Origin of the sequence: Pontibacter chinhatensis (assembly GCF_900113285.1) — a bacterium.
Lineage (GTDB): Bacteria > Bacteroidota > Bacteroidia > Cytophagales > Hymenobacteraceae > Pontibacter > Pontibacter chinhatensis.
This window is the reverse complement of the sequence record NZ_FOOT01000002.1, coordinates 734,008-758,112: the sequence shown is the minus strand read 5'-3', so window position 1 is coordinate 758,112 and position 24,105 is coordinate 734,008. Positions and strand designations below refer to the sequence as shown.

General features: G+C 55.2%; 26 protein-coding genes. 14 read left to right on the top strand and 12 right to left on the bottom strand.

Annotation, left to right across the window (positions count from 1 at the left end):
* Positions 1-2: 2 nt before the first annotated feature.
* Together BM040_RS08385 and BM040_RS08380 are read right to left on the bottom strand one after the other, a co-directional pair.
* Positions 3-398: a group III truncated hemoglobin gene (locus BM040_RS08385; protein WP_092100047.1), complete on the bottom strand. Its 396-nt coding sequence runs from the start codon at positions 396-398 to the stop codon at positions 3-5.
* Between the two features lie 246 nt (positions 399-644).
* Positions 645-3,962: a vitamin B12-dependent ribonucleotide reductase gene (locus BM040_RS08380; RefSeq protein WP_092100046.1), complete on the bottom strand. Its 3,318-nt coding sequence runs from the start codon at positions 3,960-3,962 to the stop codon at positions 645-647.
* Positions 3,963-4,141: 179 nt separating this feature from the next.
* Between BM040_RS08380 and ric the strand changes: the two genes are divergently transcribed.
* The 11 genes from ric (at position 4,142) to BM040_RS08325 (ending at position 12,984) form a co-directional block, all read left to right on the top strand.
* The gene (ric, locus tag BM040_RS08375) at positions 4,142-5,101 is read left to right on the top strand and encodes an iron-sulfur cluster repair di-iron protein (protein ID WP_092100045.1); all 960 of its coding nucleotides are present in this window, start codon (positions 4,142-4,144) and stop codon (positions 5,099-5,101) included.
* A 195-nt stretch (positions 5,102-5,296) separates the two neighbouring features.
* Positions 5,297-5,800 (top strand): hemerythrin domain-containing protein, encoded by a 504-nt coding sequence (locus tag BM040_RS08370; protein WP_092100044.1) that lies wholly within the window; start codon positions 5,297-5,299, stop codon positions 5,798-5,800.
* Between the two features lie 2 nt (positions 5,801-5,802).
* Positions 5,803-6,642 (top strand): DUF2249 domain-containing protein, encoded by an 840-nt coding sequence (locus BM040_RS08365; protein ID WP_092100043.1) that lies wholly within the window; start codon positions 5,803-5,805, stop codon positions 6,640-6,642.
* Positions 6,643-6,705: 63 nt separating this feature from the next.
* Entirely contained in the window at positions 6,706-8,016 is a 1,311-nt protein-coding gene (locus BM040_RS08360; protein WP_092100042.1) for a hypothetical protein, read from the top strand.
* Positions 7,994-8,320: a metal-sulfur cluster assembly factor gene (locus BM040_RS08355; RefSeq protein ID WP_092100041.1), complete on the top strand. Its 327-nt coding sequence runs from the start codon at positions 7,994-7,996 to the stop codon at positions 8,318-8,320. Before BM040_RS08360 ends, BM040_RS08355 begins: the two co-directional genes overlap by 23 nt.
* A gap of 41 nt (positions 8,321-8,361) precedes the next feature.
* On the top strand, positions 8,362-8,820 hold the full coding sequence (locus BM040_RS08350) for an RrF2 family transcriptional regulator (protein WP_092100040.1): 459 nt from the start codon (positions 8,362-8,364) through the stop codon (positions 8,818-8,820).
* A gap of 129 nt (positions 8,821-8,949) precedes the next feature.
* Positions 8,950-9,993 carry a quinolinate synthase NadA gene (gene nadA / locus BM040_RS08345; RefSeq protein WP_245756144.1) on the top strand — a complete coding sequence of 348 codons (1,044 nt, stop codon included), beginning with the start codon at positions 8,950-8,952 and terminating at the stop codon, positions 9,991-9,993.
* 2 nt (positions 9,994-9,995) lie between these two features.
* A complete protein-coding gene (gene nadB / locus BM040_RS08340) occupies positions 9,996-11,507 on the top strand; it encodes an L-aspartate oxidase (RefSeq protein ID WP_092100038.1) in 1,512 nt (503 codons plus the stop codon).
* Positions 11,508-11,687: 180 nt separating this feature from the next.
* Positions 11,688-12,089, top strand: a complete 402-nt coding sequence (locus BM040_RS08335) for a hypothetical protein (protein WP_245756143.1) — start codon at positions 11,688-11,690, stop codon at positions 12,087-12,089.
* A gap of 135 nt (positions 12,090-12,224) precedes the next feature.
* Positions 12,225-12,449 carry a hypothetical protein gene (locus BM040_RS08330; protein WP_092100037.1) on the top strand — a complete coding sequence of 75 codons (225 nt, stop codon included), beginning with the start codon at positions 12,225-12,227 and terminating at the stop codon, positions 12,447-12,449.
* Between the two features lie 16 nt (positions 12,450-12,465).
* Entirely contained in the window at positions 12,466-12,984 is a 519-nt protein-coding gene (locus tag BM040_RS08325) for a DUF4112 domain-containing protein (RefSeq protein ID WP_245756142.1), read from the top strand.
* On the opposite strand, the gene uvsE is transcribed toward BM040_RS08325, so the two are convergent.
* From uvsE to BM040_RS08300, 5 genes are all read right to left on the bottom strand, one after another.
* A complete protein-coding gene (gene uvsE / locus BM040_RS08320) occupies positions 12,973-13,872 on the bottom strand; it encodes a UV DNA damage repair endonuclease UvsE (RefSeq protein WP_092100035.1) in 900 nt (299 codons plus the stop codon). The two genes, BM040_RS08325 and uvsE, sit on opposite strands and share 12 nt — an antisense overlap.
* Before the next feature lie 55 nt (positions 13,873-13,927).
* Complete coding sequence (locus BM040_RS08315; RefSeq protein WP_092100034.1) at positions 13,928-14,542, bottom strand: carboxypeptidase-like regulatory domain-containing protein; 615 nt, start codon at positions 14,540-14,542, stop codon at positions 13,928-13,930.
* A gap of 189 nt (positions 14,543-14,731) precedes the next feature.
* Positions 14,732-15,367 carry a carboxypeptidase-like regulatory domain-containing protein gene (locus tag BM040_RS08310; RefSeq protein ID WP_092100033.1) on the bottom strand — a complete coding sequence of 212 codons (636 nt, stop codon included), beginning with the start codon at positions 15,365-15,367 and terminating at the stop codon, positions 14,732-14,734.
* Between the two features lie 177 nt (positions 15,368-15,544).
* Positions 15,545-16,048 carry a hypothetical protein gene (locus tag BM040_RS08305; protein ID WP_092100032.1) on the bottom strand — a complete coding sequence of 168 codons (504 nt, stop codon included), beginning with the start codon at positions 16,046-16,048 and terminating at the stop codon, positions 15,545-15,547.
* A 177-nt stretch (positions 16,049-16,225) separates the two neighbouring features.
* Positions 16,226-17,452 (bottom strand): metallophosphoesterase, encoded by a 1,227-nt coding sequence (locus tag BM040_RS08300; RefSeq protein ID WP_245756141.1) that lies wholly within the window; start codon positions 17,450-17,452, stop codon positions 16,226-16,228.
* A gap of 162 nt (positions 17,453-17,614) precedes the next feature.
* On the opposite strand from BM040_RS08300, the gene radC reads away from it, so the two are divergent.
* Complete coding sequence (radC, locus tag BM040_RS08295) at positions 17,615-18,337, top strand: RadC family protein (protein ID WP_245756140.1); 723 nt, start codon at positions 17,615-17,617, stop codon at positions 18,335-18,337.
* Positions 18,338-18,389: 52 nt separating this feature from the next.
* Positions 18,390-18,779 (top strand): four helix bundle protein, encoded by a 390-nt coding sequence (locus tag BM040_RS08290; protein ID WP_092100030.1) that lies wholly within the window; start codon positions 18,390-18,392, stop codon positions 18,777-18,779.
* 32 nt (positions 18,780-18,811) lie between these two features.
* On the opposite strand, the gene BM040_RS08285 is transcribed toward BM040_RS08290, so the two are convergent.
* The 5 genes from BM040_RS08285 to BM040_RS08265 all read right to left on the bottom strand — a co-directional run bounded on the left by BM040_RS08285 (position 18,812) and on the right by BM040_RS08265 (position 23,219).
* Positions 18,812-19,012: a YwbE family protein gene (locus tag BM040_RS08285; RefSeq protein ID WP_092100029.1), complete on the bottom strand. Its 201-nt coding sequence runs from the start codon at positions 19,010-19,012 to the stop codon at positions 18,812-18,814.
* Positions 19,013-19,069: 57 nt separating this feature from the next.
* Positions 19,070-19,570 (bottom strand): hypothetical protein, encoded by a 501-nt coding sequence (locus tag BM040_RS08280; protein WP_092100028.1) that lies wholly within the window; start codon positions 19,568-19,570, stop codon positions 19,070-19,072.
* Between the two features lie 3 nt (positions 19,571-19,573).
* Complete coding sequence (locus BM040_RS08275) at positions 19,574-19,810, bottom strand: hypothetical protein (RefSeq protein ID WP_092100027.1); 237 nt, start codon at positions 19,808-19,810, stop codon at positions 19,574-19,576.
* Between the two features lie 306 nt (positions 19,811-20,116).
* On the bottom strand, positions 20,117-21,964 hold the full coding sequence (locus BM040_RS08270) for a pyruvate kinase (protein ID WP_092100026.1): 1,848 nt from the start codon (positions 21,962-21,964) through the stop codon (positions 20,117-20,119).
* Between the two features lie 910 nt (positions 21,965-22,874).
* Entirely contained in the window at positions 22,875-23,219 is a 345-nt protein-coding gene (locus tag BM040_RS08265) for a hypothetical protein (RefSeq protein ID WP_139217783.1), read from the bottom strand.
* 213 nt (positions 23,220-23,432) lie between these two features.
* Between BM040_RS08265 and BM040_RS08260 the strand changes: the two genes are divergently transcribed.
* Complete coding sequence (locus BM040_RS08260; protein WP_092100024.1) at positions 23,433-24,056, top strand: DUF1684 domain-containing protein; 624 nt, start codon at positions 23,433-23,435, stop codon at positions 24,054-24,056.
* Positions 24,057-24,105: the final 49 nt, after the last annotated feature.

Sequence of the window (24,105 nt, the reverse complement as noted above, 5' to 3'; positions counted from 1 at the left end):
CGTTAAAGTATAGTGGTGCCCTTGTGCTGCTGGTAGTAGGCAATTTTGCTGGAGAACATTTCTGCCATTTTCTGAGCCCGCCACTTTGCCTCCTCTGCCTTTGCCCCTTTAAAAAGCTCGTCAATAGTGGCGTAGAAAATGCTGATCCACCTGTCGAAGTGCTCGTTGCTTACAGGCAGCGTAATGTGTTTGGAACCGGGGTTACCCTGGTACGTGAGCTCCTCCAGCAGCACGGTTTGCCAGAAGCGGTACATGATGTCCAGGTGTTGCGGCCAGCGGTCCTGTATCCGTTCGTCGAAGATTGGCCCCAGTAACTCGTCAGCCCGCACGCGGGTGTAAAACGTGTCTACCAGCAGCTTGATGTCGTCCAGGGCTAATATGTCTTGTTTCTTTGCCATAGTGTAAAAGTATGTCCGAATCAGGATTTACAGGATGTATGGATGAACAGGATTTTCTCTGTAACAAGTAGCGAACCACCCCTACCCCTCCTTAACCAAGGAGGGGAGTTTTAAAGTCCCCTTTGAAAGGGGCAGGGGGATGATAACTATAATTGCTAAAGAACTCTGTTCAAATTTCAAATCCCATAAGTCCCGACCCGGACAAGAAATTATTTAAATCAGTTTAACCTTTCCAATCACTGGTCCTTAGCTACAGCCCAGGCTGTTGCCGCAGTTGAGGCATTTGTAGCAGGTGCCGGAGCGGATGGTGATGTGGCCGCAGACGTTGCAGTGCGGCGCATCGCCCATCATGCTGGCCAGTACCTGCTGCGTTTGCTCCATCAGCACGGTGCGGCTCTGGGAAACCACTTTGTAGCTCTTGCCATTGCTGGCCGGGGCCGCGGCGGCATCCATAGCCGGCGCCGCTTTCGGCTCCGGAACCGGTGCCGCAGGCAAGGCCTCACTGCTCTTATCCTCGGATGCTACTTGTGGAACATGCACCAGGTCGGTTCGGTTCAGGTACTCGTAGGCCAGCAGGCGGAACACGTAGTCAAACACCGAGGTGGCCGACTTGATGTTCGGATGCTCCACGCGGCCGGCCGGTTCGAAGCGGGTGAAGGTGAAGCGGTTCACAAACTCCTCCAGCGGCACGCCATACTGTAGCCCCAGCGACACCGAAATGGCAAAGCAGTTGAGCATGGACCTAAACGAGGCCCCTTCTTTATACATATCGATAAACAACTCCCCTAGAGAGCCATCCGGGTACTCGCCCGTTCTCACGTAGACCGTGTTTCCGTCAATTTTTGCCTTTTGGGTAAAACCTCTGCGCTTATCGGGCATCTTGCGGCGCTCCACCATACTTACCAGCTGCTGGCGGAAGCCCTCGCTGGCCGAGTCGGCCAGTATACTTTGCGCTGCCTTCAGAATCTGCTCGGCGTTATACTTCTCTTCCGGCGTAGTGGCCTGCGGCTCCTCTGTCGGCTCGTCTTTCTCCTCCTGCGTAGCGCTTTTAGAGGTGAGCGGTTGGGAGAGCTTGCTGCCGTCGCGGTAAATAGAGCAGGCTTTCAATCCCAACTCCCACGACAGTTCGTAGCAACGCGCCACATCATCCACGTTCACCTCATTGGGCAGGTTGATGGTTTTGGAGATAGCTCCGGAAATGAAGGGCTGCACGGCGGCCATCATGTAAATGTGCCCTTCGGCTTTAATGAACCTAGTGCCCTTGCTGCCGCAGCGGTTGGCGCAGTCGAACACCGGGTAATGCACCGTTTTCAGGTAAGGCGCGCCTTCCACGGTCATAGTGCCGCACACGTAGGTGTTGGCCTCCTCTATCTGGCGCACGGTAAAGCCCAGTGCCTGCAGCAGGTTAAAATCGGGGCTGTTATACTTTGCCGGCGGGTAGCCCAGGCGCTGCAGACAGGCCTCACCCAAAGTAAACACGCTAAACAGCGAACTCACGTCGTAAGCCGTAGGCAGCGCCGCCTCCAGTTGCGCAATCTCTTCAGGCAGGAAGCCTTTTTGCTGCAGCGTGTCGGGGTTGATGTACGGTGCGCCGGTAAATGAGCCGTATCCTTTGGCGTAATTTACGATCGCCTTCACCTCCTCCGAAGTATAGCCCAACTTCTGCAGGGCAACCGGGATGGATTGGTTGATGATTTTGAAATACCCGCCCCCAGAGAGCTTTTTATACTTTACGAGCGCGTAATCCGGCTCCACGCCCGTGGTGTCGCAGTCCATCAGAAGGCCGATGGTGCCGGTTGGGGCAATTACCGTGGCCTGTGCGTTGCGGTAGCCATACTTCTGGCCCTGCGTCAGCGCGGTGTCCCAGGCGTGTTGGGCAGCTTTCAGCAGCACGGGCGGGCACAACGCCTGGTCCAGCCCCACCGGTTTTATACTTAGCTCCTCATACTTATCTGCCTTGTTGTAGGCTGCGTAGCGATGGTTGCGGATCACGCGCAGCATGCTTTCCCTGTTGGGCTCATACTTGGCGAAGGCCCCTAGCACGGCGGCCAGCTCGGCAGAGGTCTGGTAGGCTACGCCCGTCATCAGAGAGGTGATGCCGGCGGCCATGGCGCGGGCGGCGTCGCTGTCGTAGGGAAGGCCCTGCACCATCAGCAGCGCACCCAGGTTGGCATAGCCCAGCCCGATGGTACGGTAATCGTAAGAGCGCTGCGCCACAATCTCGGACGGGAACTGCGCCATCAGCACCGAAATCTCGAGCACTACCGTCCAGAGGCGGCAGGCGTGGGCAAAGGCGTCAATATCAAACTCCTGCTTTTCGGTATCGAAAAAGCGCATGAGGTTGAGCGAGGCCAGGTTGCAGGCGGTGTTGTCGAGGAACATATACTCCGAGCAGGGGTTGGAGGCGCGGATCGGGCCTTCGGCCGGAGAGGTATGCCACTCGTTAATCGTCGTGTCGAACTGCACGCCGGGGTCGGCGCAAGCCCAGGCGGCCTCGGCTACCTGCTGCCACAGCTGGCGGGCTGGTATACTTTTGAGGATGCTGCCGTCGGTGCGGGCGGTCAGGTGCCAGTCGGTATCCGCATGCAAAGCCTTAAAGAAGCTATTGGGCACGCGCACCGAGTTGTTGGAGTTCTGGCCCGATACGGTAGCGTAGGCCTCGCCCTCGTAGTCGGACGGGTAGCCGCCGGCAATCAGCGCCGCCACTTTCTTCTCCTCGTCTTTTTTCCAGTTGATGAATTCCTCAATCTCCGGATGGTCCAGGTCGAGGCACACCATCTTGGCTGCCCGCCTGGTAGTGCCGCCCGATTTGATGGCCCCGGCTGCCCGGTCGCTCACCTTCAGAAACGACATGAGCCCGGAGGAGCTGCCCCCGCCTGAGAGCGGTTCGTTTTTGCCCCGGATGCTGGAGAAGTTGGTGCCCACGCCCGAGCCATACTTAAAGATGCGCGCCTCCTGCACCAGTAGATCCATGATGCCGCCTTTCTGGGCCAGGTCGTCCTCCACCGAAAGTATAAAACAGGCGTGCGGCTGCGGGTGCTCAAAGGCCGAGTCCGACTCGCGCAGCTTGCCCGTGTCGGGGTCTATATAATAGTGTCCCTGCGCTTTTCCCTTTATCCCATAAGATTCGTGCAGCCCGGTGTTAAACCACTGCGGTGAGTTGGGCGCCGCGTACTGGCCCAGCAGCATGTACACCAGCTCATCATAAAACACACCGGCGTCGGCGTCGGATTTAAAGTAGCCATACTTCAGGCCCCATTGCTGCCAGCAGTTTACAAGCCGGTGCACCACCTGCTTCACCGATTTCTCGGAGCCGGTGCTGCCGTCGGGTTGGGGCACACCCGCCTTGCGCAGGTATTTCTGGGCCAGGATGTCGGTAGCAATCTGCGACCATTGCTCTGGCACCTCCACGTCGCTGAGCTCGGCCACCACATCACCCGAGGGGTTGCGGATGGTGGAGGAGCGCAGTTCGTAGCGGAACATCTCATAAGGGGATTGCTGCGGCATGGTAAAATGCCTTTTAAACGTGAGCGCACTGGCCCGGAGGGAAGATTTTTTTTCCATAAAGAGGGTGGTATTTGAATGGATGATGTCAGAAGTGACTGAAGTATCCAAAGGTGCTATATAGTGGAGGCAATAGAAATGACGAAGATCATTTTAATAAAAGACTTTATACTCTTTTTTTGTGAAATCGAACGTATACATTTGTAACAGTAAAAAGTAAGACTTTTAATCTTAACGAAATGACAAGTACACAAGAAATTGAAAAACTGGATGTTACCGTCCTGGAGCCCCGCATGAAGCACCCCACTATCTTTCAGTGGTTCGACAACCTGAAAGGCGGCGAAGCTTTTGTTATTCACAACGACCACGACCCCAAACCGCTGTACTACCAGCTGCTGGGCGAGCGCGGCAACGTGTTTAAGTGGGAGTACCTGGAGCAGGGCCCTGAAGTATGGGAGGTGCGCATCTCCAAGCTGACCCCGGAGGAAGGGGAGACGGTGGGCGAGCTGGTGGCCAAGGACTACCGCAAGGCGCAGGTGTTTAAAAAGTATGGCATCGACTTCTGCTGCGGCGGCAAAAAATCGGTAAAGCAGGTGTGTGCCGAGAAAGGCATCAGCCAGGATGAACTGGAAGCCGAGCTGATTGCTTTGGACGAGGCCGAGAAGGCGCGCGAGGTTGAATACAACAAGTGGGACCTGGGCTTTCTGGCAGACTACATCGTGAACACGCACCATAAGTACCTGCAGGAGGCAATCCCGGCCCTGTATGAATATACCACTAAGATAGCCCGTGTGCACGGCAGCCGCCATCCCGAGCTGCTGGAAGTAGTGAAGCACTACACCAACGTGGCCAACGAGCTGGAGGCGCACATGCCGAAAGAGGAGCGCGTGCTGTTCCCTTACATCAAGCAACTGGAAGAGGCCAAGAAGAGCGGCGTGAAACTGGAGCCGGCCGGCTTCGGCTCTATCCAGAACCCGATTAACATGATGGAGATGGAGCACGAGAGTGCGGGCGGCGAGATGGAGCGCATCCGCGAGCTGACCAATAACTATACCTTGCCGGCCGATGCCTGCGCGACCTACACCGTGGCCTTCAAGAAGCTGAAGGAGTTTGAAGATGACCTTTTCCGCCACATCCACCTCGAGAACAACATCCTGTTCCCGAAAGCGATTGAGATGGAGAAGGAAGTGCTGAAGTAAATAATCTGAATCAGGATTTACAGGATTTAAGGATGAACAGGATGCAGTTCCTGGACCAACCACCCCTTCCCCTCCTTAACCAAGGAGGGGAGCTTTAAAGTCCCCCTTTGAAGGGGGCAGGGGGATGATGACAACAGCTGAAAAAATCCTGTCAATCTTAAAACCTGTAAATCCTGTTTTTAAAGTACCACGATCATGAAAAAGACCATCGCACCGCAGAAAAGAGACAAGAGCCTGGTTCCGCTGTCACGGGAGCACCACTTTGGGTTGCTGTTTTGCTGGAAACTGCGCCAGGGGCTCAAGAACGGAACTGATTTGGAGGTGATGCGCGCCTACGTGCGTTACTTCTGGGATAATATCCTGAAGGAGCACTGCCAGGAGGAGGAATGGCTGCTGGAGAGAGTGCTGCCAAACGACGATACGCAGCGGGCAAGGCTGCATGAGGAACACAAGCTGCTGGAGGCGCTGGTGGAACTGGTAGAGGAAGGCAGCCGCATGAACAAAGACCTGTTCAGGGTGCTGGAGCAGGACCTGAACGACCACATCCGTTGGGAGGAACGCGAGCTGTTTCCGTACGTGCAGGCGGCGGCGAACTCCGACGATTTGGAGCTGGCCGGGCAGCTGCTGGCACACAAGCACGACCCGCGCAACGACACGTTCACGCCGGAGTTCTGGGTAGCCAAACCTACTAAAGCGTAGCCATGCAAATCGCAGCCAGCACCAAAATCTCGGCCCTGATAAAGGAGAACCCTGCTGCCATTGAGGCCATTGCCAGCATCAACAAGCACTTTGAGAAGCTGCGCAACCCGCTGCTGCGCAAAGTGCTGGCTTCCAGGGTAACCATCGCCGACGCCGCCCGCATTGGCGGCTGCGAGGTAGAGCGGTTTTATGAGAAACTGGCGCCACTCGGCTTTACCGTAGCCGCCGGGAAAAGCACGGAAAGTATGGCACAGCCGGTTTATACTTCCAACGCTGAGTTGCCGGCTTTCCTGGCGAACCTGCCGGCAGAACGCCTGCGCCGGCTGGATGTGTGCGCAGATATCGCCACCGGAAACGACCCCTTCCGGAAGATTATGGCTGCTGTGGACAAGGTAGAAGAAAACAGCGCCCTGCTCCTCATCAACACGTTTGAGCCCACGCCGCTGATGGCCATACTTAAAAAGAAAGGCTACAGCTACTTTACCGAGGAAAAGTCACCGGACCTGGTGCATACCTACTTCTGGCGAAACGGAGCAGCGGAGCCCTTGGCAGAGGAAAGTATAAAGCCCGCTGAAAACAACTTTGAAGATACCCTGGCCCGCTTTGCCGGAAAGGTGAAACGCGTAGATGTGCGCCACCTGGAAATGCCGCAGCCCATGGTAACCATACTTGGGGAACTGGAAAAGTTGCCGGCAGGCGAGGCGCTGTACGTGGTGCACAAGCGGGTGCCGCAGTTCCTGCTGCCGCAGTTGGACGAGCGTGGCTTTCACGTAGCCATTAACGAGGTAGGTCCGAACGAAGTATACCTACTTATTTATAGAGAGCCGACAAGTGAGGTATAGGTTTTACACTGTTTCAGAAAGTCTTTTGTCTAAAGCTCCTTTATCAACTCAAAAAAAGAAACCATGAGCGCTGCCACTACATCAAACTCGCCGGGCAAATGGGTGGTGCTGCCGCACTACGCTTTTGCAGCCCTGGCTTTCGTGGCCTTGGGCGTGTTGTTGCTTTTCTCCACCGATGCCTTTGGTGGCCACTACTTCCACCCCAAGCTGCTCACGCTGACCCACGTGGCGGCGCTGGGCTGGGCGACCATGGTCATCTTCGGGGCACTGTACCAGTTGCTGCCCGTGGTACTGGAGTGCAACTTATACTCTGAGAAGCTGGCCACGGCGGCTTTTGGCTTCCTGGGGGCAGGCACCATCCTGTTGGCCTGGAGTTTCTGGCATTTTGAGCTGGGCTGGCCGATGCACGTGGCCGCCTGCAGCCTGGTCATCTCCTTCATCCTTTTCAATATCAACGTGGCGCAAACAGCCCGCAAAGCCCCTAAATGGACGATAGAGTCTGATTTCATCGTCACCTCGGCCATTTGGCTGCTGGTAACGGGGCTGGTGGGCCTGCTGATGGTGGTCAACTTTACGATGCCTTTTCTGCCGGTGGAGCACACGCATTACCTGAAGCTGCACGCCCACATCGGCATGGCGGGCTGGTTTCTGCTGCTCATCATCGGCGTTGGGGCTAAGCTAATCCCGATGTTCCTGCTGGCGCACCACGAGGGAACCAAAAAACTGAACTGGTCTTACAACCTGATAAACGCCGGCCTGGTCCTGTTTATACTGGATCACCTGCTGTTCCAAACGGCGCTGCTGCCCGTGTATGCGGCCCTGGTGGTGGCGGGCGTGGCGTGCTTCCTGCTATACCTGCGCCAGGCGGCCAAAACGCGCCAGCGACAGGACATCGACTTAGGCATGAAGCAGACCTTCGTGGCACTGGGCCTGCTGCTGTTGCCGCTTCTGCTGGTGCTGGTGGTGAGCAGCCAGCTGGCCTTGCCGCAATCGCTGCTGTCCTCGGTTTACCTGGTGTACGGCATCTCGGTTTTCTTCGGGTTTATCTCGGCGCTCATCCTGGGGCAAACGTTTAAAACCCTGCCTTTTATCGTATGGATGCATGCCTACGAGGATTACGTGGGCCGCTTTAAAACACCTATGCCCAAGGACATGTACAGCCACACGCTGCTGCGCTGGCAAAACATCAGCTACCTGCTCGGTTTTATACTTCTAGTGGCCGGGGTGCTGCTGCGCAGCCAGCAGGTTATACTGGGCGGGGCCATCGGATTTACCCTTACCTCGCTGCTGTACACGGCCAATGTGTTCCAAATGCTGCTGCACAAAGCACACGACTTAAAACCTTTTCCCTATGGAAACGCAAAATCTGCCTGAAGACTTCGGCCAGGAGGTGTACGAGACCCTCAAATATATCATCGACCCGGAAGTGGGCATCAATATCGTGGACCTGGGGCTGGTGTACCAGGTGAGCCTGAGCGAGGAGGGGGAACTGGCGGTGGACATGACCCTGACCACCCCGGGCTGCCCGATGAGCGGCACCATCCGAACGGCGGCCGAGCAAATCCTGCTCAAGCGTTTTCCGAGTCTGGACGTAAAAATAAACCTGGTGTGGTCGCCGCCCTGGAGTATGGACATGATTACGGAGGAAGGCATGCGGCAACTGGAACGGAAGGCGTAACTTGCAGCCGTGTTAGTGTTAGACGAACGGAGTTTTTAAACATGCTACTATCTAAAACAGCAGAATATGCCCTGCGCGCCATTGTGTACGTCGCCCTGAACGACGCACAGGGGCTGAAAGTAGGGATGAAAGATATCGCTAAGGAACTGGAGCTGCCCATGCATTTTATAGGCAAAATCCTGCAGGACCTGGTGCGCAAAGGAGTCATCGCCTCCATTAAAGGACCGGGCGGGGGATTCTTCCTGCACCGGCCGGCCAGCGAGATAAGCATCCTGGAAGTGGTGCAAACCATCGACGGGCTGGAGATGTTCCGCAAGTGCGGTATGGGCATGAAGCAGTGCTCCGATACCCACCCCTGCCCGCTGCACGACGATATTAAAGCCTATCGCAACCAGGTGCTCAAGACCTTCAGCACCAAAACCATACAGACGCTGGTGGATGGGGTGAACTCGGGCAATTATTTTATCACCAACGTGCACGAGGCTGAGCCACAGAGCTAAGGTTTAGAAGCCGGATTTATGGGCGTAAAAGTATGAGCACGGCTCAGGTTTATCTGTCGGATGCTGCGCTTTGGTTCCTGTTTGTAAATCCCTTTGCATTCATAACTCCTTATTATCCATTACCGAATCATGCTAACACAAACCAAAAGCGCGTTTCTGCAGAAACTGAGCGCCATGAATCCTGATGCCCTGCCTGAGCGGGAAGAGGCCGGACTGCTGGCCGCCGTAGAAGAGATACGTGAGCTGAAGCGCCGGAAAAACGCCGTCGTACTGTCGCACTTCTATATGCCTGCCGAGCTGCAGGTAAAGCACCAGGATGGCGGCATCGCCGATTTTGTGGGCGACTCGCTGGGCCTGAGCGTGGCGGCTAAAAACGTGGAGGCCGATTACATCATCTTCTGCGGCGTAAAGTTCATGGCCGAGACTGCCAAAATCCTGAATCCTGCCAAACAGGTGCTGCTGCCCAGCTTTGAGGCCGGCTGCTCGCTGGCCGAAAGTATAACCGGGGCCGATGTGCGCAGGCTAAAAGAACAACATCCGGGCGTGCCGGTGGTGGCCTACATCAACACCTACGCCGAAACCAAGGCCGAGTCCGACATCTGCTGCACCTCGCGCAACGCCATGGACATTGCCCGCTCGCTGGGCGGCGACAAGCTCATCTTTTTGCCCGACTTATACATGGGCCGCAACCTGCAAACCAAGATTAAGGCCGAAACAGGCAAGGAGCTTATACTTTGGGAAGGCCGCTGCGAGGTGCACGAGCAGTTCACGCCGCAGCGCATCAACGGCCTGAAACTGATGTACCCCGAGGCGCAGGTGCTGGTACATTGGGAGGTACCGGATAACACGGTTTCTGACGCTTTTACGGGTGCCGGCGGCGTGGTGGGCAGTACCTCCGACATTATCCGCTTTGTTGGCGAGAGCCAGATCCGCCAGTTTATACTTGGCTCGGAGTGCGATTTGGGCGCCACCCTGCGCGGCATGTACCCGGAGAAGGAGTTTATCGTGCCCTGCATCAAGTGTCCGCACATGAAACAAATCAGCATACAAAACACCCTGGAGGCTTTGCGGGCGATTGGCACGGCTCAGGAAGCGCTGTTTGAGGTGAGGTTGGAAGAAGAAATCATGAAACGCGCCTTGGCTCCGATTGAGCGGATGCTGGCCTTCTCCTAACGATGGTATCCTTTGATTATGTGGTGCTGGGCAGCGGTGTGGCCGGCTTAACATTTGCCCTGGAGGCGGCGGCGCATGGCCGGGTGGCGGTGGTGTGCAAGGCGGCGATTTCCGAAACGAATACCCTGTTTGCCCAGGGCGGCATTGCGGCCGTGCTCGCCGCAGCAGACTCCTTTGAGCAGCATGTGCAGGATACGCTACTTGCCGGTGCCGGCCTCTGCAACGAGGCGGCGGTGCGGTTTATGGTGGGGCGGGCGCCGGAAAGTATAAACTGGCTGCAGGAGCAAGGCGTTGCCTTTGATACAGACAAAAAGAAAAGTATAGCCTTGGGGCTGGAGGGCGGCCACAGCCAACACCGCATTGTGCACGTGAAGGACCACACCGGCCTGAGACTGCAGCAGGTACAGGGGCAGGCGGCGCGGCAACACCCAAACATCACCATACTGGAGCACCACATGGCCCTGGAGCTACTGCTGCAGCACGGTTCCTGCCATGGCGTGCAGCTGCTGGACCTGAAGACCGGTGAACCCAAAGCCATACTTGCCAGAGCCGTGGTGCTGGCCACGGGCGGCTCGGGGCAAGTATACCAGCACACCACCAACCCCAAAATAGCTACCGGCGACGGGCTGGCCATGGCCTACCGTGCAGGGGCCCAGGTCAGCCACATGGAGTTTTTTCAATTTCACCCGACGGCGCTCTATAACCCGGCATCCGAAGACACTTTTCTGATAAGTGAGGCGCTGCGTGGGGCAGGGGCCGAGCTGGTGTTGCCGGATGGCAGCCGGTTTATGCGCCGTTACCACCTGCAAGGCTCGCTGGCCCCGCGCGACGTGGTGGCCCGCGCCGTTTACCATGAGATGCAGCACCACCACTCACCCTGTTTATACTTGGACGCACGGCACCTGCCCGAGGAACATTTGCAGCAGCACTTTCCGCTCATCTACAACAAATGTATAAGTATAGGCATCGATGCCGCTATAGACTTTATACCCGTAGTGCCGGCGGCGCATTACCAGTGCGGCGGCGTGGCGACAAATCTGCACGGGCAAACCTCGGTTCCGGGCCTGTACGCAGTGGGCGAGGTGGCCTGCACGGGCGTGCATGGGGCTAACCGGTTGGCCAGTAATTCACTGCTGGAAGGGGTGGTGTTCGGCAAAGCCGCGGCGGCGCATGTCGTGGCGCAAAAGTATGAGTTACCAGAAAGTATGGAAGTGCCGGAAATTCCCGCAGGCCAAGCTTCACCGGACGTGTCAGGTTTAAAGGCTGCGCTGCGACAGCTGATGTGGGAAAAGGTAGGCATCGAGCGAACCCACAGCTGGCTAGAGCAGGCACAGGAGCAGGTGCGGTTGCTGCGGCTGCAGTTACAAAAGTATGCGTTAGCCTTGTCGGGGGAAGTATGGGAACTGCGGAACCTGTTAACGGTAGCTGCCCTGACAATAGAAGCCTGCCTGGCCAGAAAAAATAGTGTAGGCGGGCACTTCCTGTTGCAGGAAGCAGAGCTGGTGCAGGCCTGAGCTGCGATTAAAAATATACTTTGTTAGAAAAGCAATATGCCGTAGTTGCACAGCTTTTTCCGCCCAATTGCAGATTGTGTAGCTTCCGGGCGGGGAGGTTAGGAATTAATTGAAACATTGCTGTATATTAGCAGCGGCTACATTGGCTGTAGCCTCAAATAATTCCTAATTATAAGCCCGATGAAGTATACTTTTGTAAGAGTATTATGTGTGCTGGTGGCCGTAGTGATGATGTCTTCATGCCACATCTCCCGCAAAAAGACGGACAAAAACGGTAAAGTAGTGGTGGTGAGCAAGAGCAAGTCTGCTACCAAAAAGGATAACGGCCTGCACAAGGGCTGGTATAAGAACACTAACAACCCGCATCACCCACGCACCACCAACCCTGGCCATACCAAGCACAGAGGCAATGGCAAAGGCGGCAACACGACCGTGGTAGTGGTAAAAAGCCACAATGCCACCAGTGCCGGGCATAAAGGCGGCAGCAAGGCCCAGCCTGGTAAGGGAAATTCTGGCAAAGGCAATGCAGGTAAAGGTAACGCAGGCAAAGGCCACCCCGGAAAAGGCAAGGGAAAGAACTAGACCAACAGGGCTATCCTGGTAAAGGGAGCCGTAATCAGTGACTTAGAGCTGATTACGGCTCCTTTTTTATGTTTGCAGCCATACGCTTTCATGGTATTTTACGTTTAACAGATGGGTTATTTATCCTGCTGGCATATGGTTAGAATACTGGCATTGGCGCTGCTGCTTCTGGCAGGCAGCGTTTCTTATAACGCTCCGGCACACGCTGCGGCAGATGGGCCCAAGCTCCTGAGCGGCCTTTTTAAAAAGGGTGGCAAGAAGACACTCAAGAAAAACAAGAAGCATAAAAAGTACTACCACGTAGCCGCCAAGAAGCAGCGGAAGGCTAAATTTAACAGCCACCGTAGCATGGTGCCTTAAAGTATACCTTTGCTACATGCCCCACCGTATAAGCCGTATGGTAACACCAAACACGCACTACACCCGCACGCCTCAATCTGAGAAGCTGAAGTGGGTAGACCACATCACCTACCTGATGGACAACCAGTTCCGGCTGCCCGGCACCAACTTCCGTTTTGGCCTGGACCCGCTTTTGGGTTTGGTACCCTTTGTGGGCGATTTGGCCTCTTTCGGTGTATCGGCTGCGCTGGTAATGACAATGGCGCGCCACGGGGCCAGTGGCAAACTGATTGTGCTGATGATGATCAACATCGCCCTGGATGTGGTGCTGGGCAGCATTCCGCTTATTGGCAACATCTTCGACTTCGCCTTTAAGGCCAACGAGCGCAACGTGCGCCTGCTGCGCCGCCACTACGAGGAGGGCAGGTACCAGGGCAGCGGCAAAAACATTATTGCGGGCGTGTTGATAGGGCTGGTGCTGATACTGGTGCTGCTGGTATGGGTGCTGTGGCAGCTAGCCGAATGGCTCTGGAACGTGGCTGCCTCATACTTTTAGACGGCCCATCCGCTGCGCCAGGTCGCGGGCTTTAAGGGCACTTTCCTGCTTGTCCTTTATCTCCAGCATGATGTCCATGTCCAGCCCCTCGGTTTCTGCCAGGAAATCGTGGAAAAGCTGCTCTTCTATACTTTGCACATGCTTGCCGCGCCGCTCGTTAGGGGCCTGTGAGCTATAGTCCATCATCAGGATGCCGTCTTTGTCGGGTTGCCAGGTGGTGGCGGCCATTTCCACAGCCTCACGCATGGGCTCGCCGTTGTTCACGCACTCGTGGTGCAGGTTGTCAAAAATAACGGGCATACCGGTCAGCTCGTGCAGTTGCAGGCAGTCCTGTAAGGTATAGGTGCGGTCGTCGTTCTCCACGCAGAGGCGGGCCTTTACGGCCTCAGGCAGCTGGGTGTGGTATACTTCGGCAAAGCGCTGAATAGCCGCGGGCTTGTCACCGTAGGCGCCGCCGCCGTGTATCTGCAACTTGGCCGTGGTGTCCAGCTCCATCAAATCGAGTATACTTCCCTGGTACACGAGTTCGGCAATGCTGTTGCGCACCGTCTGCTCGTTGGGCGAGTTGAGCACCACAAATTGGTCGGGATGCATGGAGATGCGCATATTATTGTTTTTGATGTAGCTGCCCAGCCGCCGGAACGTCATTTTAAAGTGCTCCTGCCAGTTATACTGGTTTACCTCGTGCGAGGCGAAGGGCACCAGCCCGGAGGTGAGGCGGAAAAAGAGCAGGCCGTGCTGCACGTTATACTCCAGGATGCGGCGCAAACAGGCCAGGTTCTGCTCCACGGTGGCAATAAGGCGCTCTTCTGAGTAAGAGGCAAGCCGGAAGGTGCGGGAAGAGCTACAGTCGAGGGCCTCGTTGATGCAGGGGTATCCGATTTTCATAGGTTCAGGTAAAAGTATACTCTCAACCTACGAGGCGCCGGATTGTTTGGCTGCTTTACTGGTAGCCGGTGTTGTCTTTAAAGAAGCGGTTATAGTTCTGTTTGGCCTCCTCCTGTTCCTGCCTTAGCCGCTCTACCTCCTGTCGCTGGCGCTTTTCTTCCTCCTTAGTTAAGTATTTCCGGAGCTTTCGCCGTTGCTTGCCCTCTTTGGAGAAATAGGAAACCGGATTAAAAACCAGGGTTGGCGGACGCGCCGGAACCGGAGGCGGTGGTTTGATGGTGGGCTTTAATTGCTCTTCCGGTCGCTTGACCAGCAGCGGGGCAGTACTGACCTCCACCTCCCGGATTTGCTGCACCTCCTCCTGCAGCACAAAGAGCAACTGTTGGGTGGTGCCCAGCTCCGGCTTTACCTGGTATACTACAGGCCGGAAGCCAACTGCCCGGACAAGTATAGAATCGTTGGGTTTTACCAGCAGGGTGAAGCGGCCGGCCTCGTCGGTTAAGGTGCCTGTGCTGGTGCTAAGCCTGATGACGCCCGCCCCGGCCACGGGCGTCCTTTTATCGGGGCGCAGCACGGTGCCGCTCACTTTTAGCTGCTGCGCATGCGCCGGCAAAGTATAAATGGCGAGCAGCAGGAGTCCTAAAACACACAGGTGTTGGAGTTGGGACATGGGCGGCTTGTTTTCATAGGTGTTTTTATACTTACGGATATATAGCGCAAATATTATATGAGGAAGTATAAATGTTTATCGGAAGGGTTATACTTCAGGTGCCGGTTTATACTTTGACCTGCGAAAAAAGTATAGCGCAGCCGCTTTCCCGTCAGGAAAGGGGAGTAGGTGGAAAGGCGTAGATAGGCCTTACTCGTAGCCGGTATTATCCTTAAAGAAGCGGTTGTAGTCGTCGCGTTCTTTCTGCCTTTGCTCTGCCGCCTGCTTGTCCAGGTACTCCTGCAGCGCGCGCTTCTGCTTGCCCTCGCTGGAGAAAATATCATACAAAAGGCTCATGGGGCTAAGGATGGTAGGCGGTGCGGCAGGCGCAGGAGGCGGAGGCTCCAGGCCCGGAATAAAGTTGGGGTTTTTGGTCTGGCTGGTCTGCTCGCGCTTCATGTTACGCAGGGCGCGGTCTATCATCTCCTGCGAGGGGCGGCTGGTAACCTCCACTTCGCCCAGCATCACGCTATCTTCCTGCAGTACAATGTTCACGCGCAGCTCCGACACGGGCAGGGTCTTGGGCAAGTATAAAAGCGGCTTGTAGCCCAGCGCCCGTATCATGAGCGTGTCGGTCTGGGCTACATCAATCAGAAACTTGCCCTCCTCATCTGATACCACCCCCATGTTCGTGTTTATCTTCACGATGGTAGCGCCCGGAATAGGCGTTTTTCGGTCGGGTTGTAGCACGGTACCGCTTATCCGGATGCTCTTCTGGGCCACAGAAGGCAGGCTGCAGAGCAGTAGCAAGAGCGTCAGGAGGTATAACAGCGAGTGTCTGTGCATGAGGTTCTGGTATGGCTGCGGCGTTTATACGTTGCCGTAGAAAGCTAAAACTGTGCCGGCCAGCAGTATAACGGGCCAAGCTAGGTAAAATTACAAAGAAATCAGGAGAAGGGCTAAAAAAGACGCAGCCCGCTGCACAGGGCAACGGGCTGCGGTAAAGTATACTTGGCCAGCCGGTTATTGCTGGTCGGTTCTGTTGCCGCTGCCTGACTGGTTGTTGCCATTGCCGGCCGGGTCGCTGCTGCTGTTGCTGCCGTCGCTGTTGCCGCTGTTGTTGTTGCTGGCCGGAGTCGGCGCGCTGCTGGCTGGGGCGGGCTGGCTACCGGAAGCCTTACTGCCTACCAGGCTGTTGGGGTTGTATTCCCTGGCCAGATCCTCTAGCGAGCGGCTGGCAGAGTAGTATACGGTAACCATCTGCGTGGCAATATTGCCTCCTTCCAGCGTTCTGCGGGTTTCCTCTGGCAGCGTAGCGGTATTGAATGGGTAATACTGGCTCGTATTTTTAATTGATCCCGGCATGTGCGGCTCTCCTACTCTATAGCCCCGGATGTTATCTGGGTTTACGTTCTCGTCGTAGTTGGCGTTGGTTACCTCAAAGGAGGTGCCCGAGGTATCCTCTCCGCAGGAGGTGGTAAGCAGCAGTATAGCTGCAGCGGCTACCGGAAAAAGTATCTTGTTCATAGTTGTGTTGGTTTTTGGTTCATCCTGCCTCTGCGGGCAGGCAAAAAGGGTGGAATTTGCTCAGAACTAAGTACGCTGGCTTTGGATTGAATGTTCGGGAAGCGGCGTGCCGGTGGTGTCTGGCACAAAAAAAGCGCCTGGGAGCAGGCGCTTTTTCTATGGTTTTATACTGTCAGGTCAGGCTTTCTTCAGCTCAAACACGGTAATCTCCGGTAAAAAGCCCACACGGCCCGGATACCCGATAAAGCCCAGGCCGGTGTTCACGTACAGGTGCTGGCGCCCTTTTTTGTATAGGCCGGCCCACTGCTCGTACACGTACTGCACCGGGCTCCACTTCAGGCCAGGTATGTTCACGCCAAACTGCATGCCGTGCGTGTGGCCCGAAAGCGTCAGGTCGATGTCGGTATACTTTTGGTTGATTTCCCCGTCCCAGTGTGAAGGGTCGTGGGAGAGGAGCACCTTGAACGGCGCGTTCTCTGCCCCCTTGTAAGCCTCGTGCAGGCGGCCATACTTCGGGAATCCGGCCCGGTTGCCCCAGTTCTCTACACCCAGCACGGCAATCTGCTCGCCGTCCTTCTCAATGATGCGGTTCTCGTTCATCAGCAACTGCCAGCCCATCTGCCCGTGCGTATCAATCATTTTGCGCAGGTTCTCGGCCTTGGCGTTGGCATGCGGCCACTCGCGCACATAGTCGGCGTAGTCGTGGTTGCCCAGCACCGAGAATACCCCTTCCTTGGCCCTGATCTCGCTTAAGGTGGGGATGTGCGGCTCAATCTCCGAGGCCAGGTTGTTTACCAGGTCACCGGTGAAGAATACCAGGTCGGCTTCCTGCTTGTTTATCAGGCGCACCGCCTCCTTCAGCGGCCCGGTGGAGGTAAAGCTGCCGGTGTGCAGGTCGGATATCTGCAGCATCTTATACCCGTCGAACGCGGCGGGCAGGTTCGGAAAGCGCAGCGTGACACGCTTCACGCGGTAATCGTAGGCGCCCTTTACCATGCCGTAGATAAAAGCCGAGAAGGGTATGGCGGCCACCAAAAGGCCCATCTGGTTCAGAAACCTGTGGCGCGAGGGGTCATACGTGTCGTCCCCATTGGCCGTGTTAAACACGATCTTGCCCAGCCGCAGGGCATCGTCGGCTATCAGGAAAAGCACCACCACCAGCTTAGAGGCAAAGATGATGAACAGCGTGCTGGCCAGATAAGTCCGGAACGCATCCGGCGGTGTTCCACGGGTGGCGGAGGCAAGTATAAACGTGCCGGCCGTAATGGCAAATACAGCCCAGTGCAGCACATAAATGGCCTTTTGGGCAGTGGGGTTGAGGTTTTCGGTTACAGTTTTGATAGCCTGGAAGACATAAAGGTCTATCAGGAAGAGGAGTAGTAAAATGATTATGAAGGTCAGCATACGTCGCATATCGGTATAAAACCGCCAGAGGCAGGAAATGTTCCGGGCCAGGGGCAGGCAAGCTTTAAAAGTATAAAAGTACAGAAAAGCAGTAAGGTTGAACTATTTCCGGTTGAAAGAGATTCCACTTGCATTCCTATACTATCAAATTTTGTACCGCAAGTGAAAGAAAACGAACTGACTGCCACGCTGCCATACCTGCAGCCGCTCAACATCAAAACCTGGGCTGAGGAAGACCGCCCGCGCGAGAAACTGTTGCTGAAAGGCAAGGCCGCCCTGAGCGACGCCGAACTCATCGCCATCCTCATCGGTTCGGGCACGCCGAAACTCACGGCCGTGGATGTAGCCAAGCTTATACTTTCTGCCGTGGGCAACGACCTGAACGAACTGGCCCGCCTAAGCGTGAAGGATTTGATGAAGCACAAGGGCATCGGCGAGGCCAAGGCGATTACCATTGTGAGTGCCCTGGAACTGGGCCGCCGTCGCAAAGAGGCTGCCATCACGGCCAAAACCCGCATCACCTGCTCCACCGACATCTACAACTACATCAAGCCGCAGCTGCTCGACCTGCCGCACGAGGAGTTCTGGGTCATCCTTTTAAACCGCGCCAACGTGGTGATGAAGAAGGAAAGCATCAGTATGGGCGGTGTGGCCGGCACGGTGGCAGACCCCAAAATCATTTTCAAAAAGGCCCTGGAGCAGCTGGCCAGCTCCATCATCCTGGTGCACAACCACCCCAGTGGCAACACCAAGCCCAGCGCCGCCGACATCGCCCTCACCAAGAAAATGAAGGAAGCCGGCCAATTCCTCGACCTCCCCATCCTCGACCACATCATCTTCACCGACAACGACTACTACAGCTTTGCTGATGAAGGACTTTTGTGAGTTAGAGAGTTGGGGAGTTGGGGAGTTAGAGAGTTAAGATAATTGGAAAAGTATGAGTGAAGAGAGACTGAGTAATTTTGAATTTGCGGAGACTTTTAAGAGGCGCACAAAAACTTTCGCCCTGCGTGCGATTAAGTTATATCAAGCGCTTCCTACCAGACAGGAGGCGCAAGTGGTTGGGAAACAACTGATACGTTCTGCAACGGCTGTGGCTGCTAACTACCGCGCTGCCTGTAGGGCAAGGTCCGGCGCTGAGTTTGTGGCTAAAATAGGAGTGGTGCTGGAAGAAGCAGATGAGTCGCTGTTTTGGCTGGAGATATTAGAAGAGGCAGAGATTGTTGCCGCACCTCGGCTCGTTGACTTGAAGCGTGAAGCAGACGAACTGACCGCTATTCTTACCAAAATAAGAAAGTCAGCAGCTGTAAAAAAAATAACTCTCTAACTCCTAAACTCTCTAACTCTCTAACTCTCAACTTAGTCTTCCGGAAAAATCTCATGAACTCTTCCCACTTCCCCTGTTTCCAGGCGTACTTTGATGCCGTGGGGGTGGGTGGGGGAGTTGGTAAGGATGTCCTGCACGTAGCCCTCGGTGAGTTCGCCGGTGCGCTGGTCCTGCTTCTGCACAATGTTTACGCGGGTGCCGGGTTTAATATTGGCGCGTTTTCTGCCGTCCATGGTGAGCAAGTATAAAGTATAAGTTGGCTGCAAGATACGCAGGAAATCCCGTAGGGGCTAGGGCTGCGGCTTGGTAATGATGTTGAGGTACTGTTCTTCGAAGCTCCAGCGGGAGGGGCTGGTCACGTCGAAATCCGTCACCTCCACCCTCTCTATCTGCCGCAGGTCGGCCAGCAGCAGGGTGGGGTCTTTTACGTGTTTGCCGTTGATGGCCAGCGTTAGCTTTTGCTGCTGCGCAGGGATTTTGAAGGTCTTGTATACTTCCTCCAGGCGTACGAGCGGCAGGTCCTGCTTCAGGTTCATGAGTATAGCGCCGTCCGCAGCTTTCTGACCAAACCGCTCCACCGCCTCGTTTCCTTTCAGCACGTTCAGGCTCTTCACGTCGTTATCGTTCAGAATAATGGCACTCAGCATAGTTTCCTGGTTATTCACCAAAACCAGCGGCTGCGGCTTTTCCTCCACCAACAAGGCTGTTTTCTTGATGGGCTCGAACTGCTGCGCCTGCACCGCAAGGGCAGAAGCAAGGGCCAGGATCCCTGTCAGGAAGTATTGTTTCATTGTTTAGCTTATCTTTTCCCGTACCCGGTCGGCGGGCTCTTCCTGTAGCGGCTCCTGCTCCATCTCATTAGCGTGCTTCATATAGAGCAGTATGCCCGCCACACCCAGAATATGCCCACCAAGTATAAAGTAGAGACCCAGGTAGTTCTCAGAGGGTTGCGTGAGCCGAAGTATAATTCCGACAATCGCCAGCAAGGCGGCAACCTTGTAAAGCATTTTTTCAACGGTCCTGTTTTGCATCTGGTACTGGTTTTACTAAAACAAATGCGTTATACGAGCCACCACGAGGTAGCAGGTAATGCGTCTTCATTATTAACCATCGTGCGGCCAAAGCCTGATACGCGGCCGCGCGCCTTTTGTCTGGGAGCTATAGGAGATTTTATCCTCTATGCTGCGCCAGGATGGTCAATGTACAGGGTGAGTAGCCGAAGAATAAGTATGGTAGCGCTTTATACTTGTAAAGGTATAAATATAATTTATTAAAGTGCAATTGTATTACCAAGTTTCTGTAAAAAAGTATAAAGCAAGCTATTGATGCTGAAAGGGTTACTCCTGAATAAGGTTGCCCAGGTCCGAGATGTGCAGCATCCGCAGCATGGACGTTTTTTTGTGCTGATGCTCCTGCATGCGGACCAGGATGTCGTGCAGCAGTTCGATGGCCTGTATGATATGTGGCCCCTTGTTAAGCATTACGCAATCGGCGCGCTGCGACATGGCTGCATCGGTGATCTCCGCCCGCGACGGCCGTCCTTTCTTAGCCAGCGTCTCGAGTACCTGGGTAGCCCATACTACCGGCATGTGCGCCGCCTCGCTGAGCCACAGAATTTCCTCCTGTGCCTCGGCCAATCGCTGCCAGCCGCACTCCACCGCCAGGTCGCCGCGTGCAATCATGATGCTGGTGGGGTGCGTCTTCATTGCCGTCAGGAGCAGGAGCGGCAGGTTCCGGAAGCCCTCTTTGGTTTCGATTTTAAGCATCACGCCCAGATCCGTGGCATTAAGCCGGCGAAGTTCCTCGTGCAGCGCCTCCACCGTATCGGCATGGTTCACAAAAGAAAGGTTGACGATATCGGCGTGTTTGGCTATAAACTTAAGATCCTGGCAATCCTTCTCGGTCAGTCCTTTTAAATGGAGCTTGCTGTCGGGCAGGTTAATACCCTGGTCAGCGCGCAGTCTGCTGCCTTTGCCACTGGCAAAGGTAATTTTTACCAGCAGACGGTCCGGGCTTACCTCCTCCAGCACTCCTTCAATCTTGCCATCGTTAAAGAGGATAGGTTCCCCTACCTTGGTCTGCGTGAAGACCTCGGGCAAGGTGCAGGAGATGTGTGCGGGTTGTACCACATGTCCTTGCGCGTCAAAAGTGGCGGGTTCGCCAGGGATAGGTTCCCGGTTCAGCACCAGAAAGCTTCCCTTTTTCAGTACAAGGGGTAGCTCCAGGGCTTTCAGTTCTCCGATTTGGGTGGAGCGTTGGGTAACATTTTGCCCTTTCAGCACCAGTTCGGTACCTGTGTTGACATAGGACGTTTTGAGCAGGTGCGCCAGTACGCCTTTTTCCTCCCTCCTGATCACCGTCATAGACCTTTTACGGCCCCGGGTATCTTTAAAGGATAGCCTGTCGCCCTCCTGCAGTTGCACCTGCCAATTTGCGTCCACCGGCAGCCAGACATCCGCATCTTTCGGCAGCGGCACATCCTGCGGGGCGAGCCATACTTTGGCAGCCTCAATCACCTGGCCCAAGCTGTCTTGTATGGGGCGTATCACCAGCAGTTTGGGGCCTTCCTTCAGCGGGCCGGTGCGCAGCTTGGGTCCCATCAGGTCCATGAGTATTTTGCAGGGGATGCCGGTTTCCTGCTCAGCCCTACGGATGTTCTCCACCATTCTGAGCCACTCCTTCTCCGTATCGTGGGCACAGTTGATGCGGGCGCAGTTCATGCCTGCCTTCAGCAGGCGCGGCAGCAGCTCATACTGATCGGCAGCCTCGGACGGAAGGGTTACCATGATGCGGGTGGAGCGTTTTTCCGGCTTTGGGCCAAGCAAGGCCTCTGTGTGTTGGGCGAGTAGCTCCCGGTTTTCAAAAAACGACACAGCCAGCTCTTTCTGGGTGTCCTTGCAGTCGCCGATGCGGCACAGGTGCTGGCGCACGGCCTGCAGGCTGGCCAGCACATGCCCCTCCGAGCGGCCCAGTGACGATAAGCCCAGCTGCGCCAGTTGCTCCTGCAGATCGCGGATGTCGTGCTGGCGCAAGGCCAGGTAGTGCAGCAGGTTCTTGGCACTTTTCTTAAACTTCGGGTGGACAGCCTTGATGGTGGAGCCCAACTTTTCCTCCAGGGCAATAGCGTCATGGTGCAGCTGGTCCAGCTGGTTTATCAGGCTCTGGTAGTGTTCTTTCTTTCGCATAACAAACAGTGGTATTAAGGCATACGGCGAAGCATGGGGCATGGATAGAGTATGGGAAAGCGCTGGATACCTGTGAAGTATAAGTCCCCGTTCAGTAGAGTCCCAGGCTATGAACAGGAGGGAGGCGATAAAGTTATAGTATGGCTGGAAAGGGTGGGTAAAGGGTTTGCCGTAAAGCGATTTTGGTAGTACTGGGGCCAACCACCCCCGGCCCCTCCTTGGCTAAGGCGGGGAGTCTGTTATTACTCTGGCTGAAGTATAAGTTTAGTAGCATCAGTTTTTGCGTGGAAAGGTCGCGATTTGTCCCTACAAAGTATTAACCCACCCCTAGCCCCTCCCAAGAGGGGAATTTATACTTACCATGTTCTCTGTCATGTCGAGCTGCGCGAGAGAACTATTGGGAATCCTATTCAGATCTCTCCCTTTGGTCGAGATGACAGCAAGGGCAGCGGCTATCGAATTTATCCCAGCCTTTGGGTGGAGCGCCTTGTAGATTTCCGGTGCCCGAAGGGCAGCCCGCAGCGGAGCGAGGAGCAGCTTCAGACACGCCGCGCGATGCCCGAAGGCGAGGCCTCCCGGCCTGGGAGAGAGCCAAAGTCAGAGGTGCAACGATAGGTATGTAAGTCTGGAGGATGAACGGTAGCTAGTAAGAATAGCTTATGTCCAGTTGGGGGAAACAGAGGCTATTGGAAGTATAAACTGGCAAGTATAAAAGTATAGCAAAGTATGACTTACGCGGACTTGGAAGTCCGCAGCAGATGTGGTTCCGGACAAGGATATCCGAAACAGCTTAGAGGATGCCTGCGCTAGAAAAGTATAAAGTATGGCTAATGCCTACGCCGAAGCAAGAGCAGTTGAAAGTATAAAGCAGCAGCGGCTGAAGTATACTTCAGCCGCTGCCATCATAATCTTACTTCTGACCAAGCGGGGCGCCAACCGGAATGGCGCAATCATGGCCTGGCTCGCCGTGCGGCGGGTTCGTGCCAGGGGCCACCGTGGTTTTGGCCGGAATAGGCGATAAGTTTGGCTGAACAAGTCTTGGCTGCGGGGTGCCATCCAGCGGAGCACCTACCGGAAGGGCACAGTCGTGACCAGGCTCGCCGTGCGGCGGGTTTAGTGCTACTTGTTTGGCAGGCGCCTGGTTCACATCGGCCGCCGGAACGGTAGCGGTAGTTGTGTTTTCCTGTTCGTTGCCGGAGCAGGAGGCAAATACCATTGCCGACATTATCAATAAAGTAGAAAGTGCAGTTCTCATGCGGGGTTTAGTTTTTGAAGTATAAATGTCTGAACACAGCGGAGTGCCTGTTAGTTTCCGTGCAAGCCCAAAGTGCCGTTTGGCTGTACTAGTTATGCATTCCAGAGCTAAAGTGCAAATTTATACTTTGTAACCGCTAAAGTACTTCTACCTTACCGCTACTTTCCTCCCTAAAAATTTCCGACCTTTGTATAAACTATAACCCGGAGTTTTATGCAAAGACCGCTGAGACTTGTTTTAATGGCGGGCCTGGCGCTCGTCATGTTCTACTTCCTTCAGGATGCCCTTTTTAACGACGATAACTACATTAAGCCTCTGCTGCAGGAGCGGGAACAGAAAGACCTTTCGTTCCGGAGCCGCAGTAGCAGCCCTTTTGACGATGCCGGCCGCCGGGCCTTCAAGAACCTGGTGTATTACGAGCCTAACCTCGATTACCGCCTGACTGCCTCCGTAGAGCTGCTGGCCCAACAGGATACGCTGCTTTTGCCGCTTACTAACGGCAGCTACGAACCTTACCTGCGCTACGGCAAGGCCTCTTTTAAGGTAGAGGGGCAGCAGCACCAGCTTACGCTTTACAAGCGCCTGAGCGGCGAAAACAAGGAGGAGCTATTTGTGCCCTTTACCGATAAAACCAACGGCTTCGAGACCTATGGCGGAGGACGGTTCCTAGATATACCCTACGAGGAGGGGAAAAGTAAGATAGTGCTGGACTTTAACCGCGCCTATAGCCCCTTCTGCGCCTTTAACCCCGATTACGTGTGTCCGCTGCCACCCAAGGAGAATCGCCTGAGCGTTGCCATACCGGCCGGCGAGAAAACCTACGAGAAACCGGAGTAAGGCTTGCCGGTAAAGGAGGTAGAAGTATAGGGATTGAATAATTTGCTCC

What these genes read in the sequence shown, in the direction of transcription:
- BM040_RS08305 (WP_092100032.1), bottom strand. Translation starts at nt 16,048, where the DNA reads ATGAACAAGATACTTTTTCCGGTAGCCGCTGCAGCTATACTGCTGCTT.
- BM040_RS08325 (WP_245756142.1), top strand. Translation starts at nt 12,466, where the DNA reads ATGCCCCACCGTATAAGCCGTATGGTAACACCAAACACGCACTACACC.
- uvsE (WP_092100035.1), bottom strand. Translation starts at nt 13,872, where the DNA reads ATGAAAATCGGATACCCCTGCATCAACGAGGCCCTCGACTGTAGCTCT.
- BM040_RS08355 (WP_092100041.1), top strand. Translation starts at nt 7,994, where the DNA reads ATGGAAACGCAAAATCTGCCTGAAGACTTCGGCCAGGAGGTGTACGAG.
- BM040_RS08315 (WP_092100034.1), bottom strand. Translation starts at nt 14,542, where the DNA reads ATGTCCCAACTCCAACACCTGTGTGTTTTAGGACTCCTGCTGCTCGCC.
- BM040_RS08385 (WP_092100047.1), bottom strand. Translation starts at nt 398, where the DNA reads ATGGCAAAGAAACAAGACATATTAGCCCTGGACGACATCAAGCTGCTG.
- ric (WP_092100045.1), top strand. Translation starts at nt 4,142, where the DNA reads ATGACAAGTACACAAGAAATTGAAAAACTGGATGTTACCGTCCTGGAG.
- BM040_RS08380 (WP_092100046.1), bottom strand. Translation starts at nt 3,962, where the DNA reads ATGGAAAAAAAATCTTCCCTCCGGGCCAGTGCGCTCACGTTTAAAAGG.
- BM040_RS08310 (WP_092100033.1), bottom strand. Translation starts at nt 15,367, where the DNA reads ATGCACAGACACTCGCTGTTATACCTCCTGACGCTCTTGCTACTGCTC.
- BM040_RS08330 (WP_092100037.1), top strand. Translation starts at nt 12,225, where the DNA reads ATGGTTAGAATACTGGCATTGGCGCTGCTGCTTCTGGCAGGCAGCGTT.
- BM040_RS08370 (WP_092100044.1), top strand. Translation starts at nt 5,297, where the DNA reads ATGAAAAAGACCATCGCACCGCAGAAAAGAGACAAGAGCCTGGTTCCG.
- BM040_RS08350 (WP_092100040.1), top strand. Translation starts at nt 8,362, where the DNA reads ATGCTACTATCTAAAACAGCAGAATATGCCCTGCGCGCCATTGTGTAC.
- BM040_RS08290 (WP_092100030.1), top strand. Translation starts at nt 18,390, where the DNA reads ATGAGTGAAGAGAGACTGAGTAATTTTGAATTTGCGGAGACTTTTAAG.
- BM040_RS08280 (WP_092100028.1), bottom strand. Translation starts at nt 19,570, where the DNA reads ATGAAACAATACTTCCTGACAGGGATCCTGGCCCTTGCTTCTGCCCTT.
- BM040_RS08335 (WP_245756143.1), top strand. Translation starts at nt 11,688, where the DNA reads ATGAAGTATACTTTTGTAAGAGTATTATGTGTGCTGGTGGCCGTAGTG.
- BM040_RS08275 (WP_092100027.1), bottom strand. Translation starts at nt 19,810, where the DNA reads ATGCAAAACAGGACCGTTGAAAAAATGCTTTACAAGGTTGCCGCCTTG.
- BM040_RS08365 (WP_092100043.1), top strand. Translation starts at nt 5,803, where the DNA reads ATGCAAATCGCAGCCAGCACCAAAATCTCGGCCCTGATAAAGGAGAAC.
- BM040_RS08265 (WP_139217783.1), bottom strand. Translation starts at nt 23,219, where the DNA reads ATGAGAACTGCACTTTCTACTTTATTGATAATGTCGGCAATGGTATTT.
- BM040_RS08300 (WP_245756141.1), bottom strand. Translation starts at nt 17,452, where the DNA reads ATGCTGACCTTCATAATCATTTTACTACTCCTCTTCCTGATAGACCTT.
- BM040_RS08260 (WP_092100024.1), top strand. Translation starts at nt 23,433, where the DNA reads ATGCAAAGACCGCTGAGACTTGTTTTAATGGCGGGCCTGGCGCTCGTC.
- BM040_RS08285 (WP_092100029.1), bottom strand. Translation starts at nt 19,012, where the DNA reads ATGGACGGCAGAAAACGCGCCAATATTAAACCCGGCACCCGCGTAAAC.
- BM040_RS08270 (WP_092100026.1), bottom strand. Translation starts at nt 21,964, where the DNA reads ATGCGAAAGAAAGAACACTACCAGAGCCTGATAAACCAGCTGGACCAG.
- nadA (WP_245756144.1), top strand. Translation starts at nt 8,950, where the DNA reads ATGCTAACACAAACCAAAAGCGCGTTTCTGCAGAAACTGAGCGCCATG.
- BM040_RS08360 (WP_092100042.1), top strand. Translation starts at nt 6,706, where the DNA reads ATGAGCGCTGCCACTACATCAAACTCGCCGGGCAAATGGGTGGTGCTG.
- nadB (WP_092100038.1), top strand. Translation starts at nt 9,996, where the DNA reads ATGGTATCCTTTGATTATGTGGTGCTGGGCAGCGGTGTGGCCGGCTTA.